The sequence below is a fragment of the Acinetobacter sp. BWR-L5 genome, assembly GCF_039655985.1.
Lineage (GTDB): Bacteria > Pseudomonadota > Gammaproteobacteria > Pseudomonadales > Moraxellaceae > Acinetobacter > Acinetobacter johnsonii.
This window is the reverse complement of sequence record NZ_JAGFEV010000005.1, coordinates 270425-287972: the sequence shown is the minus strand read 5'-3', so window position 1 is coordinate 287972 and position 17548 is coordinate 270425. Positions and strand designations below refer to the sequence as shown.

Genomic DNA, 17548 nt, shown 5'->3' with positions numbered 1-17548 from the left:
CATCAATTATTTGTGACAGGTGAAGTCGTATTTCACCTGAACAGCTGACTAAGAAATATCTATGGCGCAGGATTAGGTTGTTGCTGATGGATAGCTTGAATACCCTGTAAAACTTCTTCCGATAAATCTATCTCAAAGGCTTGGATATTTTCTTTCAACTGGTCTAAGTTGGTCGCACCAATAATCGTACTGGTCACAAAAAACTGCTGCTTGATGAAGGCTAAAGCCAGTTGCGTCGGCGTTAAACCGTGATGTCCAGCCAGCTGTGCATACTGTTCTGTTGCCCATTCACTCTCTGGGTTGCTATAACGACTAAAGCGGCTGAAAAGCGTCACGCGAGCATTCGCTGGGCGTGCACCATTACGGAATTTACCTGTGAGATAGCCAAAAGCGAGTGGGGAATAGGCGAGTAAACCAACGCCTTCATATTTCGCAATTTCTGACATACCAATTTCATAAGTACGGTTCAATAGGCTATATGGATTTTGCACACTGACAAATTTAGACAGGCCGAGCTGTTCTGCAATTTGTAGAAACTTCATGGTGCCCCATGGTGTTTCATTAGATAAGCCAATATAACGAATACGTCCTTTTTGAATCTCTGCTTCTAGTGCTTGTAGTGTTTCTTGCAAAGAGGTCACGGTTTGCGTGTTATGAGCTTCACTGTTTTCATAGCCTAATTTGCCAAAAAAGTTGGTTGGGCGCTGTGGCCAGTGTAGTTGATATAAATCAATATAATCGGTCTGTAAACGCTTTAGGTTGCCATCTAGGGCAGTAGAAATGTCGGTTGCATTAAAACGAGTCTGTCCATCACGAATATGACTACCACCTTGAGATGGCCCCGCAATTTTAGAGGCTAGAAATAACTTGTCCCGACCGCCGCGCTGGGCAATCCATTGGCCAATAATACTTTCGGTTGCACCTTGGGTTTCAGGTTTTGGAGGAACAGGGTACATTTCCGCAGTGTCCCAAAAGTTAAGGCCTTGCGCTAAAGCATAATCAAGTTGTTCAAAGGCTTCAGCTTGAGTGTTTTGCTCACCAAAGGTCATGGTGCCGAGACAAATTTCAGGAACCAAAATGCCTGTATTCGCTAAGGGTTTAAATTGCATTCAACATTTCCTTTTATGGACTGCGTTTTTTCGGTCGAATTAGGTTACACAGTTATGCCCAGTAGGTTAAATCACTATTTTTACAAAGTTTGTCATGATTTTGTCAAAGCAGAAGCAGATTTAAAGACATAAAAAAAAGCAAATCCTAAGATTTGCTTTTGGCTGTATCAGCTATGGAGAAAAGTCTTATTCTTCGTCTTCATAGTCATCAGCATTCGCTTTTGACTCTTCTAAAGAGGCATCAAAAATTAAGATGGCTTTACCATCAGTTTCGATCATGCCTTGCTCTTCGAGTGTTTTCAAAACACGACCAACCATTTCACGTGAACAACCGACAATACGTCCAATCTCTTGACGCGTAATACGAATTTGGCGGCCATTTGGTAAAATCATCGCTTCAGGTTGCGAAGATAGGTCGATTAGGCAACGTGCAATACGACCTGAAACATCGATAAATGCAAGGTCAGTCACTTTACGTGTGGTATTTTTTAGACGGCGTACCAGCTGTGCAAATACTGCATAGCTTAGGTCAGGGTATTGCTTGCTGAGTTCATGGAAGTTTTCATAAGTTACTTCAGCAATTTCGCAGACATCACGTGTACGCACTTCAGCAGTACGTTGTGAGTTTGCTTCGAATAGCCCCATTTCCCCAAAAAAATCACCCGCATTTAAATAAGCGACCACGATTTCACGTTCATCGTCTTCACGCAGAATAATGGAGACCGAACCTTTTAAAATCAAATATAAAGATTTAGATTCTGAGCCTGCATCTACGATGGTGGTACGTTTAGGATAACGATTAATATATGCGCGTTTTAATAATGCTTTGACTGACTCGGGGAGTTGACCTGGAGACAGCGCATCAGTGCTTAATTGTGAAAAGCTTGAAGTCATGCTAACGGTTCCGAAAATGGATAAAATATAGATCGCACAGACCTAGGGTGAACTTGTCACACAGTCAGAGCTGAAATTCCTTATCAACTCAATTTATGTTAGTGTACAGTCACTTCGTCAATCTATAGCTTTTTTTAGGTACTTGCAATGCAAACAACTGTTCATTGGTTAGAGAATGTTGCTTTCGAAGCAAAAACTCAAAGTGGTCACAGTGTTATCATGGATGGATCGCCAGAATATGGGGGTGAAAACCGTGGTCCAAGACCAATGGAATTGATCCTGACGGGACTGGGTGGTTGTGCCTCTTTTGACATCGTAACCATACTTAAAAAATCACGCCAAGAAATTACCGATGTACGCTGTGAACTCAAGGCAGAGCGGGCAGATAGCATCCCTGCAGTGTTCACAAAAATCCACTTACATTTCGTGATTACGGGTCATGCGGTGAAGGAAAAACAAGTCGCAAAAGCTGTGGAATTATCGGCAGAAAAGTACTGTTCTGCGAGCAAAATGTTGATGGATGGTGGGGTTGAAATCACCCATGATTTTGAGATTATTGAAGCAAATTAAACGCTGACTTTTAAGTCATTTGAGGCTGATCTAGTGATCGGCCTTTTTCATGCTTCACGCTTTTGTTTTGATTCCGTAAACTGGGACACAATTCATCACACGAATAAATAGAAAAATGCGTTGTTTGTTTGATTAATAATTGATCAAATGATTTTGGTTGTCACGGATTGATAGGTCGTCGTGGTCTTTAATACATAAATAATCTAGGTTGGCGCTTGAAAATAAGGCGGATAAGACCCATCTTATAACCGAGTCTTATGAATTTATTGTTAAGATAAGCTAATGAAAAATAAGTTAAAATGTAGAAAAATTAATTAAATTTGAATTGAATTTTGAGCAATTGTTCCCATATATCCATCAAGTTCGAAATTTGTTGTGAGGAAAACAAGAATGCGATTTGAAAAATTCACAAACCGCTTACAGCAAGCTCTCTCAGATGCTCAATCACTTGCAGTGGGGAAAGACCATACCGCAATTGAAGGTATTCATATCTTATCAACATTGTTAGAAGAAACCTCTAATCTGAGTTTGTTGCAACAAGCGGGTGCCAATTTACCTGCTTTACAAAGCAAATTAAAACAAGCACTAGCTGATGCACCAACACTGACTAATCCCACAGGGGACGTCAACTTAAGTTCAGAGGCAGTCAAAGCGCTGAATTTGGCAGATAGCTTCGCGCAAAAAGCAGGTGATGAGTTTTTGTCTACCGATTGGGTGATGCAAGCCTTGGCCGAAGTGGGGGCAACTAAAACGCTACTCAACAGCGTGGGCGTACAAGCAGACAGCTTACGCAAAGTCATTTTAAAAATTCGAGGTGATGAGAAAGTCATGAGCAACAATCATGAAGATCAACGTGATTCTCTGAATAAATACACCATTGATTTAACTGAACGCGCACTGGCAGGTAAGTTAGATCCTGTGATTGGGCGTGATGATGAAATTCGTCGTACCATTCAAGTTTTGTCGCGTCGTACCAAAAATAACCCAGTGTTGATTGGTGAACCAGGGGTGGGTAAAACAGCCATTGTTGAAGGCTTGGCACAGCGGATTATTAACCGCGAAGTGCCTGAAAGCCTACAAGGTAAACGTGTTTTATCCTTAGATTTGGGTTCATTGCTTGCGGGTGCTAAATATCGTGGCGAGTTTGAAGAGCGCTTAAAAGCAGTACTGAAAGATTTGTCTAAACAGGATGGTGAAGTCATTTTGTTTATCGATGAATTACATACGTTGGTGGGCGCAGGTAAAGGCGATGGTGCGATGGATGCAGGCAATATGCTCAAACCTGCTCTGGCACGTGGTGAGCTACGCTGTGTTGGCGCAACCACATTAGATGAATATCGCCAATTCATTGAGAAAGATGCTGCGCTAGAGCGTCGTTTCCAAAAAGTGTTGGTCGATGAGCCGAGTGTGGAAGACACAATTGCGATTTTACGTGGTTTGAAAGAGCGCTATGAAGTACACCATGGTGTGAAAATTTTAGACTCTGCCATCATTGCAGCAGCGAAAATGTCACATCGTTACATCACTGACCGTCAATTGCCTGATAAAGCAATTGATTTGATTGATGAAGCGGCTTCTCGTATCAAAATGGAGCTGGACTCTAAGCCAGAAGCTTTGGATAAGCTTGAGCGTCGTTTGATTCAATTGAAACTGCAACTTGAAGCAGTGAAAAAAGATGAAGATGCCGGTAGTCGTGCGGAAGTCGCTCATCTTGAAAAGCAAATCAGCGAAGTTCAACACGAATACAATGATTTAGAAGAAGTTTGGAAAGCTGAAAAAACCTTAGTTGAAGGCACTAAACAAGTTCAAGCTGAATTAGATCAGGCGCGTATTGCGCTGCAAAAAGCGCAGCGTGAAAACGACTTGGGTGAAATGTCGCGTCTTCAGTATGGTGTGATTCCAGAGCTGGAAAAACGTCTCAATGAAGAAGAAGTCGTTGAGGAAAAAGAAGAGCCAAAACTACTGCGAAACAAAGTCACTGACAATGAAATTGCAGAAGTCGTTAGTGCTGCTACCGGCATTCCAGTGGCTAAAATGATGCAAGGTGAACGTGAGAAACTTCTCCATATGGAAGAGTTCTTACATAACCGTGTCGTCGGGCAGGATGATGCTGTGGTTGCAGTATCCAATGCAGTTCGTCGTTCGCGTGCGGGCTTGTCTGATCCGAACCGACCAAGCGGCTCGTTTTTATTCTTGGGTCCAACTGGTGTTGGTAAAACAGAGTTGACCAAAGCACTGGCAAACTTCTTGTTTGATAGTGACGATGCCATGATTCGTATCGACATGTCCGAGTTTATGGAAAAACACTCTGTCAGCCGTTTGGTGGGTGCACCTCCTGGTTATGTTGGCTACGAAGAAGGTGGTGTGTTAACCGAAGCTGTACGTCGTAAACCGTATAGTGTCGTGCTGTTCGATGAAGTGGAAAAAGCACATCCTGATGTGTTTAACATCTTGCTCCAAGTGTTGGATGATGGTCGTCTAACGGATTCACAAGGTCGCGTGGTTGACTTTAAAAATACCGTGATCGTCATGACTTCGAATTTAGGTTCGAGTGATGTGCGTGAGTTGGGGGATAATCCTTTGGATGAAGAAGTGCGGGCAGTGGTGATGAATGCCGTGACGCAACATTTCCGTCCAGAGTTTATCAACCGTATTGATGAGTTAGTGGTTTTCCATTCACTCAAAAAGGCGCAAATTCGTGGTATTGCGGATATTCAATTGGATCGTTTACGTGATCGTTTGGTTGAAAAAGATATGCGCTTAACGGTGGATGATCAAGCCTTTGACTTATTGATTGACGCTGGTTTTGACCCAGTTTACGGTGCTCGCCCATTAAAACGTGCCATCCAACAACAGGTTGAAAACAACTTAGCGCAAAAAATATTGTCTGGTTACTATGTGGCTGGAGACAATATTATGATCACTGCACATGATGGTCAGTTGAGCTTTGATAAAGTGAAAATGAGTTAATCATTTACATGGTTCATTGAAACTAAAAAACCCAGCTTCGGCTGGGTTTTTTATTGCGTTATAGAAATGTTAAAAGATGACACTTTTAAGCAAAAATGTGACCTAAGTTTTCACATTTATGTGATAGGTATGGCATATAAGTGATTTATTTGCAAAACAATTATCTTTATTCGAAGATTCTCTTTATAATTTATTTTAATAAAAAACAAACAACTTGAGATAGAAGAAATGACTCAATTGAAGTGGGGTATTGGAGGCGTACTTACGCTTGCTGTGGTCGCAGTGGGGGGTAATCTTTATGCGGATAAAAGCTTGAAGGCTTATTATCAACACAGCACCAAACAGTCGAATGATTTAAAGTTGCAATATCAACAATTTCAAATGGGTGCTTTAAATGGCAGTGCGAACTGGACCGCTGAATTAGTACTAGACCCATGTAAACCGAAAGAAGTGATCCAATTGAAGGGGCAGGATCATATTCAACGGAGTTGGAATGGATATGCGATTCGTTCAGATATTAATATTACGCAAGCACCTGGTGCACTTCAGTCCTTGTTGAAGGAACCACTTAAAGTACAAAGCAAAGTGAATTGGTTGGGTACTTTGAATAGTACCTTGACTACGCCAGTGATTACCCGCAATGAAGCTCAACTCCAGTCTAGATTAGACCCGATGACATTAAAGTTTCGGGCAAAACCGATCGAACAACAGTTAAAGATACTGGATTTACAGCTTGAAATTCCGAATCTAACAGTCACCGATCCAAATATACATTTGCAAATGGTGGGACTAAAGCTAGAAAGTAACCAAGGGCTGAATGGTGAATATCTTGAGGCGGGTGAAACCAAAATTAAGATGGATCTACTGAAAATGTCAGATCGAGATATCAATAAACCGATCAATGCCGAACTGAAGAATTTTAGCATAGAAACACAAAGTGAACTGACAGACCGAGTTGTAAACACTGAAATGTTATTGCGTCTAGATGAAATGAAAATGCCTTCAGCACCCGCTGTCCAAAACGTACAGTTTAATTTTAATGTGCTCGATGTAAACCGACAGAAATTACAGACGCTGTTTGATATTTTGGCGAAAAGTGAAAACAGTTGTTTGGCAAAAGAGGCCGTGGAAAAAGATATGGAGCCTGCTTTATTGGCAGTGATCAATGAAGGTTTCCGTTTTGAATCCAAAGAGAACCAATTTGCTATCGGGGAAGGGGTTGCACAAGCGAGTGTGACGGGGCGTATTATGCCGAGTCATCAATCGACGGTGATGGGTATGGTGAAAATGATGCCGAGTTTAATAGAATACAAAGCAGATATTCAGTTTGATAAAAATATGATCTCGCGCATCATGAATAATTATCTGCAAAAAGGAGGCATCAGCATGTCTGATCAAGAGATCGAAAGCATGCTTTCAACGATGCAGAGTTCAGGGCAGGTGAAACGTGAAGGGAATATCATGAAAATGTCAGTTGATTACAAATATGGGCAAACCAATTTCCTGACTGAATAATGCAAAAATGATGATCTAACATAATAAAAGGGACGTATTTCGTCCCTTTTATATCTGAAAATTGTCTAATGCAAAATTTAGCGAAGATGAAAGACCTGCTGGTATTTCATCTTCAGTGCATTAGTTTTTTGGATGGGTAATTTTCCATGCACGGTGGATTTTTTGATTGCGCTTGAAATCAGGCCCAATGGTTTCACTGGTAATTTCTTCGACATCAAAGAATGCTAAAATTTCTTCGTCCATTTCAAAACCACGATAGTTGTTCGAGAAGTACAAAGTACCATCCGTAGTTAAACGGTTCATCGCGCGTTTGAGCAATGATAAATGGTCGCGTTGTACGTCAAAGGTACCGTAGAACTTCTTTGAGTTTGAGAAAGTCGGTGGGTCAATAAAGATCAGCTCATATTGCTCATGACCTTCTTTTAACCACTCAAAACAGTCACTGGCAAAGAACTGATGCTGTTCATCAGCATGATCGACCGTTAAGCCGTTCAAGACGAAGTTCTCTTTAGACCAGTTCAAATATGTATTTGAAAGATCAACGCTGGTGGTACTTGCCGCACCGCCTAAAGCTGCATGTAAGCTGGCTGTAGAGGTATAGCTATAGAGGTTCAAAAAGTGCTTACCACGCGCTTCTTGCGCAATGCGTAAGCGGATTTGACGGTGGTCGAGGAACAAACCTGTATCTAAGTAATCGGTTAGATTGACTAAAATTTTTGCTTTGCCTTCCTGCACGATAAAACGCTTAGAAGCAGTACTTTGCTTGGTATACTGGTTTTTACCTTCTTGGCGAGCACGTGTTTTGATAAAGATCGCATCACGGCCTAAACCTGTTACAGCACGAATCGCCTGTAAAGCAAGATTGAAACGCTTCTTGGCTTTTTCAGGATCGATTTTTTTCGGTGGCGCATATTCTTGGACGTGTAAACGTTCACCATACAAATCGACTGCGACGTTAAAGTCTGGAAGGTCAGCATCATATAAACGTAAACAGTGAATGTTTTCTTTTACTGCCCATTTCTTTAAGGTCTGCATGTTCTTTTGTAAACGGTTAGCAAAGTCTTCAGCACCTTCAATCGCTTCAAACTGTTGCGGTTGCCATGTTTCCAAGAAAGGTTTGACTACTGCAACTGGCTTAACTGAACCTGAACGTACGTAAATTGGCAGTTTACCATTCATCAAACGCATGGTTTGCGGGTCATTCAGCGCCAATACATCGGCTTGCTCGACGGCTGCGGCGATAACTGCTGCGGTTTGATTTGGGAAGTTCTTTTGCAGCAAAGCAGATAAGCCTAAATATAAAGCACGGTTTGAGGCTTTATCACCCAAACGCTCACCATAAGGTGGGTTGGTCACAATAAAGGCTGTTTTTCCTTCGGCTTCAAAGTTTGGCCAATCGGCTAAAGTTCGTTCTTCGATTTGGATCTGGTCAAGTACACGTTCAAAACCAGCAGCAATAATATTTTGCTTGGTGGCTTTTACCGCTTCCCAGTCTGCATCAAATGCGTAGAACTTAGGGAGAGGTTGTTCCAAGGCTGTTTGATGGCGTTCAGCTGCTTCCGCTTTAATGCTCATCCACAGATCATGATCATGGCCATTCCAGCCATTGAAACCGAAACGACGAACTAAACCAGGTGCGCGGTCAGTCAGCATCATCAATGCTTCAATAATAAACGTCCCAGAACCACACATTGGGTCAAGGAAAATATCGGGTCTTTTTGCAAGGAGCTTAGCTTTTTGTAAAATCGCAGCGGCTAAGTTTTCTTTAATTGGGGCATCGGTCATATAACGACGGTAGCCACGTTTATGTAATGAATCACCAGATAAGTCTAAACAGTAGGTGTGTTCAGTTTTTCCTGCGAGTGCATAAATGGTAATTTCAGGTTGCTTAATATCAATACTTGGACGCTTACCAACAGCTTCCATGAATGAATCCACGATACCGTCTTTTACACGTAGAGTTGCAAACTGGCTGTTCACCTTAATTTCACGTTCAATATGTAAACGAACGGCGAAGGTGCTTTGTGGTGCAAAAATCAGCGACCAATCAAAGTTCATTGCACCTTCGTAGAGCTCTTCAGCAACATCACGTGCGTCATGGCTAAATTCCAGCTCATGGACATGAATTGGTGCGAGTACACGCGACGCAAGACGCGACCACATACAAATGCGATAGGCATGTTCCAGTGTACCTTTGAAAACTAAACGCCCAGGAAAACGTTCAATGTTTTGAACACCTAAACCTTCTAATTCTTCTTGGAGTAAGGTTTCTAAGCCATCGGCACACGTAACCCAATAGCTGCTTAAACGCGAAGCGGTTTTCATAAATTTGAGAGACCAAAATAAAACAAAATAAACTCGCTAAAGTTTAACGTATTTTGCCTCTGAATGGTTTTTTAAATATGCCTCTACTCAGCGGAAATATTAAAATAAATGAATCACCATGTGAACAATAACGTTTTTGGTACGTATTTTGCTAAATCCTTGCAAGTTTAATTTACTGACTGATTTCTGATAGATCGTTAGTAAATATTTTTCACTTGAAAGGGGATGAATATGTCGACCAAGTTAGATCGCGGTGTTGTAAGTCATGCTGATGCTTTTTCAATTGCAACTTTACTTTATGCACGTCTGCGCCGTGTATCGGGGCGTGTAATTGATGTGATGTATTTGGTGGAAAATCCAAGTTATGCACGTCAGATGGCAGAGCTTGCTTTAAGTACAGAAGATACTGAACTGATTCGATTGGTGAGTCGTTTAGACAGTGTCATGGATGTTTTTAACTATGAAGAAACCGCCGTGATCGAAAAACCTAAACAGGTCGACACGACACGACATGAGTTGGAAGCCACTGAAGAAGAAATCTACCGTGCCCAAGTGTCACATCACTATATTGGCGCTTTACGATAAGAATCGCTGAAGTTGGATCGCTCTCGCAAGAGAGCTTTTTTAAATGTCCGCTTGGATAAATGAGATAAGAAACTCTATAGAATTGATATTTATAGCAATTTGATGAACTCTGAATTTAGCTAATTTAGCCTTTGATGGTTTAATTTAACTGGTTGAAATAATAGATAAGAATTTCATAATCTTAGTTTTGAAGCCGATGATAATTAAGGCAATTGTTTTAAACTGAGGTCCAAATCAAAAAGAAAATCTGTATAATGCGTTAACTTAACGTACAAGGAATCTCTCATGCACTTGGCAGCATTGCATACTCCGAGTCAGATTCAACTCAACCAAGATGGTCATCTCAAACACTTCCTCACCATCGAAGGCCTTTCTAAAGAAACTCTTACAAAAATATTGGACACCGCGCAGTCCTTTTTTAATGACCAAAATCAGCTGATTACCAACAACCTCTTAGAAGGTCGAACGGTAATGAACCTTTTCTTTGAAAACTCAACCCGTACTCGTACTACTTTTGAAGCAGCGGCAAAACGACTTTCTGCAAATGTATTAAATATCGATATCGCACGTTCAAGTACTTCCAAAGGGGAGACGCTCAGAGACACTTTGTGGAACTTAGAAGCGATGGCTGCGGATATTTTTGTGGTACGTCATTCTTCGTCGGGTGCGGCACATTTTATTGCCCAAACCGTTTGTCCGCATGTTGCAATTATCAATGCAGGTGATGGCCGTCATGCGCATCCAACACAAGCTATGTTGGACATGCTGACCATTCGCCGTGAAACCAAAAAGAAATTTGAAGATATTTCAATTGCCATCATTGGTGATATTAAACATTCACGCGTGGCGCGTTCAGATGTTGCTGCATTACAAACACTGGGGTGTAAAGATATTCGTGTAATTGCACCGAACACACTGCTGCCATATGGTTTTAATGAATATGGTGAAGGTGTGCGTTTATTTAATAACATGGAAGCAGGGATTCAAGACTGCGACGTGATTATTACCTTACGCATTCAAAATGAACGCATTGATTCGCCTGCGCTGTCATCTCAAGCTGAATTCTACAAAATGTACGGTTTAAACAAAGAACGTCTGGCAATGGCAAAACCTGATTGCATCGTAATGCATCCGGGACCTATGAACCGTGGTGTAGAGATTGATTCCAGTATTGCTGATGGTCCACAGTCTGTGATTTTAAATCAAGTGACCAACGGGATTGCTGTACGTATGGCAGTTTTGGCGCTTGCAATGCAAGGTCAACTGCAAGAGCAAGGTTTGTTAGACGCAATTGCGGTATAAGGAATAAGTCATGACTGTTGTAAAAATTGAAAATGTACGTGTTCTTGACCCAATTCATCAAACAGATGCGGTTCAAACAGTGTATATCGAAAATGGCAAGTTGGTTGCTGAAACAACCAATGTCACTGAAACAATTGATGGTCAAGGCAAGTGGTTAATGCCAACCATGGTGGACTTATGTGCACGCCTACGTGAACCAGGTCAGCAACAGCACGGGACATTAAAATCAGAAGGTCGTGCTGCGCGTGAAAATGGTATTTTGCATGTGTTTACACCGCCAGACTCAAAACCGATTGTGCAAGACAATGGTGCTTTGATTCATGGTTTGATGGAAAAAGCCATGTTGGATGGCGGCATTTATCTTGAAGTGATTGGTGCTCAAACCCAAGGCTTACAAGGCAACCAACCTGCAAATATGGCGGGTCTTAAAAAGGGCGGTTGTAAAGCAGTTTCAAATGCCAATGCGCCTTTTGCAGATGACGATGTGGTGCTGCGCACTTTAGAATACGCAGCAGGCCTTGGTATGACGGTGGTGTTTTATGCCGAAGAACCGCAAATTGCCAAAGATGGCTGTGTCCATGAGGGCTTTGTGGCATCGCGTCAGGGCTTACCGACCATCCCAGCGATTGCCGAAACCATTGCCATTGCCAAGTATTTGTTAATGATTGAAGCGACGGGTGTTCGTGCCCACTTTGGTTTATTGTCTACAGGTGCTTCTGTTGATTTGATTAAAATCGCTAAAGATAAAGGTCTACCAGTCACATGCGATGTGGCGATGCATCAGCTGCATTTAACAGATCAGCTGATTGATGGCTTCAACTCACTTGCACATGTCCGTCCGCCGTTACGTGCTGAGTCGGATAAAGAGCTCCTTCGCCAAGGTGTGAAAAGTGGAGTGATCGATGCGATTTGTACACATCATGAACCGTTAAGCAGTTCTGCAAAGCTAGCACCATTTGCTGAAACACAACCGGGCATCACTGCTTTTGATACCTATGTAGCTTTTGGTGTGCAATTGGTACGTGAAGGTTTATTTAGTCCTTTGGAATGGGTCGAAAAAGTCACGATTGCACCTGCCACGGTAGCCAATATGCTTGAACGTTGGACTGCTGAAGCAGGCTGGGTATTGGTTGATCCTGAGTTAGACTGGATTGTGAATAAAGACAATATTTTGTCGCAAGGTAAAAATACACCTTTGATCAATCAAGTGGTGAAAGGAAAAGTTCTAAAAACTTTTGCAGCTTAAATATTGCCTTAAACGTGGATTAAAAAGTCAGCTTCGGCTGGCTTTTTTATTGGGCCTAGATAAAACTGATGCAAATACAATATTTTACAAAGTATAAAAAATGAACAGATAAACTGGAAAATGACGATGAAAACAATGAGAAAAAGTGGGGTAAGGCTTCATGAATGTCGATTTTATGGATTTACTAAAACAAAATGTCTCTGCAATTGTTTTAGAGGGTGATACACAACATTTACTTGAAAAAAATCAAGCAATTCAATCCTTTTTACCAATTTTACTGTCTATATTAAAGTCAAAGTCTGAACTGATTCCTGCATTTCAGCAGCAGTTGAATCCACGTCTTAATGATGCTTTTGCATCGAATGTTAGTCTCAAGCAACAGTTTTTGGAGCATGTCCGCGGGGCAGCACCCGCAGATGAAATTGAAAGTACCTTGAGCCGTTCGATTACACCTGCATTAGCATTTTTAACGACAGAGGCTGGTTCTTCAGAACCTGAAGCGATTTCCCATTTACTACAGGTCAACACAGATTCCATTAGTCGTACCTTACCTGAGTGGGCAAGTGCATTACTGGCTGGATTAGGGGTAAATACCTTACAAGGACAAGCTACACATGTCGCACCTGCAAGTGTACATGCTACAAAAGTAGATGAGAAACGGTCATTTTTACTGCCAATTTTGGCTTTAATTATTTTTGCGGCATTGTTTGCTTTTATTTTTAGGGCCTGTACCGAAAAAGCCACCACTGAAACAGTACCTCCTGCAAATATGAATGCCAGCCAACCCGCTAAATTTCAAATCACCACAGGGGCAACAGGAGACTTGGTCACCTGCCAAATTTTCTCAGCCAATGCTGCTTATGTTGAAATTTTGCAAAAAGAAGTAAAGCAAATTTTTAATAACAGCATCGGTTGTGGTGCAGATATGCAGAGTATGTATCACACTGAATTTATTGACCAAGATGCGATACCCAGTGTAATCAGTGCGTTGAAAGGTGTGCCAAATGTAAATTTAACATGGTTTGGCAATCAGTTATCGATTCAATCACAAGATCCAGCCAATGCACTTAAAGTGGCAGATCAAATTAAACCTTTACTGCGTAATATGACAGTTGTGACGCAGCAACCACTGGATGTAAACCGTGCCGTGGATACCAGTATTAGTGATGCTGAGCGTGCGCTGGCAGAAATTAATCCTGAGCAAGTTCGAGCACTAGACGTTGCCACGGCATTGAATTTGCAAATTATTAACTTTGATACAGCTTCATCGGCGATACCTGACGTCAATAAGTCGATTTTGGATCAGGCCGCGGCGCTGATGCAAAAAGCACCTCAAGTCAAACTGACCGTGATGGGGCATACAGATGCAACGGGAGATGCGGCCGTCAATAAAACTTTGTCGCAAAATCGAGCGCAAGCTGTGGTGGATTATTTAATTTTTAAAGGCGTCGATCCTGCGCAGTTGAGAGCGATTGGTTATGGCCAAGAAAAGCCAATCGCAGACAATCAAACTGATGAAGGCAAGTTTAAAAACCGCCGTATCGAGTTTGAGGTTTTAAATACAGACTCAGGTGTGGTGCGTGAAGTGGATGATCGTGGTGTTGAAAAGGTTAACTAAGCGATGTTTTAACCCTGCTACGGCAGGGTTCTTTTATATAGCTACTCGCATAAAAGCTTATTTTTTGGTTAAATACGCTGCGAAAAACAACAGCCTTATGGTTTTATAACAATGATGAAGAAAACAATTTTTGCCAGTCTAATCTTGAGCAGTTTATTTTTAAGTGCTTGTAACCGAACCGAGAATAAAACAGAAACGGTTGCTGAACCGCAAGAAATGTCAGATTGGAGTTGTACGGCTCCTGCCAACGTCGAACAAATTCAAGCGCATTTAAAAACTGAATACTTAAAGGCCCTAGACCGCCGTTTGCGTGATAGCCGTGAATATGAGGCCGATGAAAAATTATTAACACAGATTAATAACGGTATTCGCTTTGAAATTAAAGGGATTTCAACGACCACAGAAAAGCCTGATACAGCGAAGCAATTAGACTGTGAAAGCCAGTTGGTGGTGATTTTCCCGAAAGGTTTACAGAAACGTGCTGAAAATGCATTTTTAGCGCGTCCATGTGAAGAGTGTGAGGACGGTTATCAAAGTACTTTACGTGATGTTTTAGAAGAGGGTGAATATTCACTCAACTTAGACAATGATCAGCTACAAGGTGCATTTAGCTATAACATCATTAAAACGGATAAAGAAGGCATTAGCCTGAATGTACCCAATCAAAATGGCGTGATTGATGGTGTAGTGTTGGTGACGCAGCATGCGGTTCAGTTTGCGGCATATGAAAAAGAAAATGCAGAAATACAAAAGAATATAAAACAATATAATGAGCAAGAAGTTGCGCAGATGGAACTGGCACAGAAAGCCATGAATATTCGTAAGAAGGAATTGGACGCTGACCAAGTCAAAGTGGTGGAACGTCTGAACCAAACTTGGGACAATTTCACTGAGGAACAAAAACAGCAGCTACAACAAGACCAAACGGAGTGGTTTGAAAAGCGTGATGTGGACTGTAAAGTGATTTCCCAAAAAAGTGTCTACCAAATGACGGATAGTGAAAAAGAAACCTATCAAAAGCAGTCGCAATATTGGGATGATGCTTTACGTGCCCAAGATCAACAATTGCAATATACCAAGTGCTTTAACCAAAAAACCAATGAGCGCATTGTGTATTTAAATAATGTGTTTAATTAATTGGGCTACATTAAAAATACGCTTTATTGAATATTTATAGAATGAGAAAAGGACGAATATGATTCGTCCTTTTTTATTTAGATTGTATTTTTTGTCCTCGTTTAGAAGGTAGGTGGCATATAGGTCAGGCTACGGCCTAAAATCCAAAGCAGGAACAGCACCAAAGGTAGGTGGAAAACCAATTGAGTGACGGTAAAGCCAATCACATCTTTGGCTTTTAATTTGAGAATGCCAAGCATTGGCAGCATAAAAAATGGATTGATTAAATTCGGCAAGGCTTCAGCAGCATTATAGATTTGCACCGACCAGCCTAAATGCACTTTTAAATCATGTGCAGCTTGCATGACATAGGGTGCTTCAATAATCCACTTACCACCGCCAGAAGGAATGAAAAAGCCTAAAATGGCAGAATATAAGCCCATCACAATGGCAAAGGTTTCTTTGGAGGCAATCGAAACAAAAAAATCAGCAATATAATGTGATAGCGACAAATCATGACTGTTCAGTGCTTGCGTCATCATAAAGGCGATACTGCCATACAGCGGAAACTGAATCAGGACACCTGAGACTGCTGGCACGGCTTTGGTGACAGCATTGAGGAAATTTCGTGGCGTACCATGTAGTGCAATACCCAGCATCAGGAAAATAAAGTTGTAGGTATTTAGGCTTGAAATGGCCAAGATCGGATTACTTTTGCTGAACTCATTGAACATCCAAACTAGACCCAAGAGCACAATCAAGATACTCAATAAAGGCGAGTTCTCTAACCAGTCTCCTGGGCGTTTTGTGGTTGCTGTCGGCTTAGTTTCTTCCTCAAACTGGATGGGGAATTGATCAATGGTTTTAATGTCTTGCCCTTTGGGTGCAGACCAAAATGCAATAGCAATCGAGGCAATAATCAATACAGCCGTCATGATCATCGACTGAGGCAAGAAAATGGTTTCGGTGAAGGGAATCACACCGGTTAGATTGTAAATCGATTCGGGCAGGCTGGCTTTGTTGGCTTGCAGTTGTGCCGCAGAAGAACTAATACCTAAGGCCCACGTTGCTCCCATACCAATAATCGCGGCGGCAGCGGCAGCACGATAGTCCATATTGAGTTCTTTGCGTTTAGCTAACGCAATCACCAGCAGGGCAGTCAGTACCGTACTCATGGCCCAGTTAATCAGCGAAATTAATAAACTGACCGTGGCAACAAGAACAATCGCACCGCGGCCACTATGGGGAATTCGGGCCATTTTTTGAATCAGCAGCTCTACAGGCTTTGAAACAGAAACCACGTAACCAACCACAATCAGCATACACATTTGTAAGGTAAAAGGGATCAGACTCCAAAAACCATCACCAAAGGACACTGCGACATCTTTGGCAGGTGCGCCAATGCTGATCGAGGCAATCGCGACGATCACGACACCCAATAGGGCAAAAATATAAGAGTCTGGAAACCATTTCTCCGACCAATCACTGACACGTAGTGCAAAACGTTGCAAAATATTTTGAGAGTTTTCCATGCATTGATTCCATTTTTATCTATGAGGTATGAATTTTTGATTCAGCCTATCCGTGCTGATAGAAATGCCTTTAAAACAGGATCGCTGCTTTAAAGGCATTGGATTATTTTTTCTATTGTATAAATGATGTCGAATTAGCGGATCAGAGCAACACCTGTCACTTTTTGAATGTCTTCAATACTGACATCTTTCGCCAGTTCAACTAATTTGACACCTTCATGCGTAATGTCCATGACACCGAGGTCAGTAATCACGCGATGTACGACATTTTTACCTGTCAGGGGCAGGCTACACTGCTCGACAATTTTCGGCGTACCGTCTTTTGCAGAGTGTTCCATGAGCACCACCACTTTTTGTACTCCAGCAACCAAATCCATCGCGCCACCCATGCCTTTGACTTTTTTACCCGGAATCATCCAGTTGGCCAAATCGCCATTTTGTGAGACCTCCATTGCCCCTAAAATGGCAATATTGACATGACCTCCACGGATCATGGCAAAAGAATCTGCACTAGAGAAAAATGCGGCGCCCTGACGTGCAGTAACAGTTTGTTTTCCAGCATTGATTAAATCGGCATCGACTGTTTCGGCTGTTGGAAACTCGCCAATACCTAACAATCCATTTTCAGACTGCAACCAGACGTTGACGTTTTCAGGAATATAGTTGGCCACCAGTGTGGGTAAGCCAATGCCTAAATTGACATAAAAACCATCTTCCAGCTCAAGCGCTGCACGTTGTGCCATTTCATTACGAGACCAAGCCATGG

At 41.8% G+C, this 17548-nt stretch carries 13 protein-coding genes; 8 read left to right on the top strand and 5 right to left on the bottom strand.

The window, feature by feature from the left end:
• Positions 1–59: 59 nt before the first annotated feature.
• A complete protein-coding gene (locus JZ787_RS11235) occupies positions 60–1109 on the bottom strand; it encodes an NADP(H)-dependent aldo-keto reductase (RefSeq protein WP_346312318.1) in 1050 nt (349 codons plus the stop codon).
• A gap of 186 nt (positions 1110–1295) precedes the next feature.
• Entirely contained in the window at positions 1296–2003 is a 708-nt protein-coding gene (gene crp, locus JZ787_RS11230) for a cAMP-activated global transcriptional regulator CRP (RefSeq protein ID WP_004696183.1), read from the bottom strand.
• Positions 2004–2150: 147 nt separating this feature from the next.
• Between crp and JZ787_RS11225 the strand changes: the two genes are divergently transcribed.
• From JZ787_RS11225 to JZ787_RS11215, 3 genes are all read left to right on the top strand, one after another.
• Entirely contained in the window at positions 2151–2573 is a 423-nt protein-coding gene (locus tag JZ787_RS11225; protein WP_004982311.1) for an OsmC family protein, read from the top strand.
• 390 nt (positions 2574–2963) lie between these two features.
• Complete coding sequence (gene clpB / locus JZ787_RS11220; RefSeq protein ID WP_346312317.1) at positions 2964–5543, top strand: ATP-dependent chaperone ClpB; 2580 nt, start codon at positions 2964–2966, stop codon at positions 5541–5543.
• A gap of 228 nt (positions 5544–5771) precedes the next feature.
• The gene (locus JZ787_RS11215; protein WP_346312316.1) at positions 5772–7058 is read left to right on the top strand and encodes a DUF945 family protein; all 1287 of its coding nucleotides are present in this window, start codon (positions 5772–5774) and stop codon (positions 7056–7058) included.
• Between the two features lie 120 nt (positions 7059–7178).
• On the opposite strand, the gene rlmKL is transcribed toward JZ787_RS11215, so the two are convergent.
• Positions 7179–9383: a bifunctional 23S rRNA (guanine(2069)-N(7))-methyltransferase RlmK/23S rRNA (guanine(2445)-N(2))-methyltransferase RlmL gene (rlmKL, locus tag JZ787_RS11210; RefSeq protein WP_168158935.1), complete on the bottom strand. Its 2205-nt coding sequence runs from the start codon at positions 9381–9383 to the stop codon at positions 7179–7181.
• 231 nt (positions 9384–9614) lie between these two features.
• Here rlmKL and JZ787_RS11205 point away from each other — a divergent pair, with 231 nt between their 5' ends.
• The 5 genes from JZ787_RS11205 to JZ787_RS11185 all read left to right on the top strand — a co-directional run bounded on the left by JZ787_RS11205 (position 9615) and on the right by JZ787_RS11185 (position 15271).
• Entirely contained in the window at positions 9615–9968 is a 354-nt protein-coding gene (locus JZ787_RS11205; RefSeq protein ID WP_168158934.1) for a hypothetical protein, read from the top strand.
• Between the two features lie 285 nt (positions 9969–10253).
• On the top strand, positions 10254–11270 hold the full coding sequence (locus JZ787_RS11200) for an aspartate carbamoyltransferase catalytic subunit (RefSeq protein ID WP_234950446.1): 1017 nt from the start codon (positions 10254–10256) through the stop codon (positions 11268–11270).
• Between the two features lie 10 nt (positions 11271–11280).
• Positions 11281–12516 carry a dihydroorotase gene (locus JZ787_RS11195; protein ID WP_279734849.1) on the top strand — a complete coding sequence of 412 codons (1236 nt, stop codon included), beginning with the start codon at positions 11281–11283 and terminating at the stop codon, positions 12514–12516.
• A gap of 160 nt (positions 12517–12676) precedes the next feature.
• The gene (locus JZ787_RS11190) at positions 12677–14134 is read left to right on the top strand and encodes an OmpA family protein (RefSeq protein ID WP_346312315.1); all 1458 of its coding nucleotides are present in this window, start codon (positions 12677–12679) and stop codon (positions 14132–14134) included.
• Positions 14135–14248: 114 nt separating this feature from the next.
• Positions 14249–15271: a DUF1311 domain-containing protein gene (locus JZ787_RS11185; RefSeq protein ID WP_346312354.1), complete on the top strand. Its 1023-nt coding sequence runs from the start codon at positions 14249–14251 to the stop codon at positions 15269–15271.
• A gap of 101 nt (positions 15272–15372) precedes the next feature.
• Here the strand turns inward: JZ787_RS11185 and JZ787_RS11180 are convergent, their stop codons facing one another.
• Both JZ787_RS11180 and JZ787_RS11175 read right to left on the bottom strand, forming a co-directional pair.
• Positions 15373–16782 (bottom strand): TIGR00366 family protein, encoded by a 1410-nt coding sequence (locus JZ787_RS11180; RefSeq protein ID WP_346312314.1) that lies wholly within the window; start codon positions 16780–16782, stop codon positions 15373–15375.
• 134 nt (positions 16783–16916) lie between these two features.
• Entirely contained in the window at positions 16917–17546 is a 630-nt protein-coding gene (locus tag JZ787_RS11175; RefSeq protein WP_346312313.1) for a CoA transferase subunit B, read from the bottom strand.
• Positions 17547–17548 lie beyond the last annotated feature (2 nt).

Bases quoted from the DNA above. Each gene is read 5' to 3' on its own strand.
- clpB (WP_346312317.1), top strand. From the start codon at position 2,964: ATGCGATTTGAAAAATTCACAAACCGCTTACAGCAAGCTCTCTCAGAT.
- JZ787_RS11225 (WP_004982311.1), top strand. From the start codon at position 2,151: ATGCAAACAACTGTTCATTGGTTAGAGAATGTTGCTTTCGAAGCAAAA.
- JZ787_RS11190 (WP_346312315.1), top strand. From the start codon at position 12,677: ATGAATGTCGATTTTATGGATTTACTAAAACAAAATGTCTCTGCAATT.
- JZ787_RS11215 (WP_346312316.1), top strand. From the start codon at position 5,772: ATGACTCAATTGAAGTGGGGTATTGGAGGCGTACTTACGCTTGCTGTG.
- JZ787_RS11200 (WP_234950446.1), top strand. From the start codon at position 10,254: ATGCACTTGGCAGCATTGCATACTCCGAGTCAGATTCAACTCAACCAA.
- JZ787_RS11175 (WP_346312313.1), bottom strand. From the start codon at position 17,546: ATGGCTTGGTCTCGTAATGAAATGGCACAACGTGCAGCGCTTGAGCTG.
- JZ787_RS11205 (WP_168158934.1), top strand. From the start codon at position 9,615: ATGTCGACCAAGTTAGATCGCGGTGTTGTAAGTCATGCTGATGCTTTT.
- rlmKL (WP_168158935.1), bottom strand. From the start codon at position 9,383: ATGAAAACCGCTTCGCGTTTAAGCAGCTATTGGGTTACGTGTGCCGAT.
- JZ787_RS11185 (WP_346312354.1), top strand. From the start codon at position 14,249: ATGAAGAAAACAATTTTTGCCAGTCTAATCTTGAGCAGTTTATTTTTA.
- JZ787_RS11180 (WP_346312314.1), bottom strand. From the start codon at position 16,782: ATGGAAAACTCTCAAAATATTTTGCAACGTTTTGCACTACGTGTCAGT.
- JZ787_RS11235 (WP_346312318.1), bottom strand. From the start codon at position 1,109: ATGCAATTTAAACCCTTAGCGAATACAGGCATTTTGGTTCCTGAAATT.
- crp (WP_004696183.1), bottom strand. From the start codon at position 2,003: ATGACTTCAAGCTTTTCACAATTAAGCACTGATGCGCTGTCTCCAGGT.
- JZ787_RS11195 (WP_279734849.1), top strand. From the start codon at position 11,281: ATGACTGTTGTAAAAATTGAAAATGTACGTGTTCTTGACCCAATTCAT.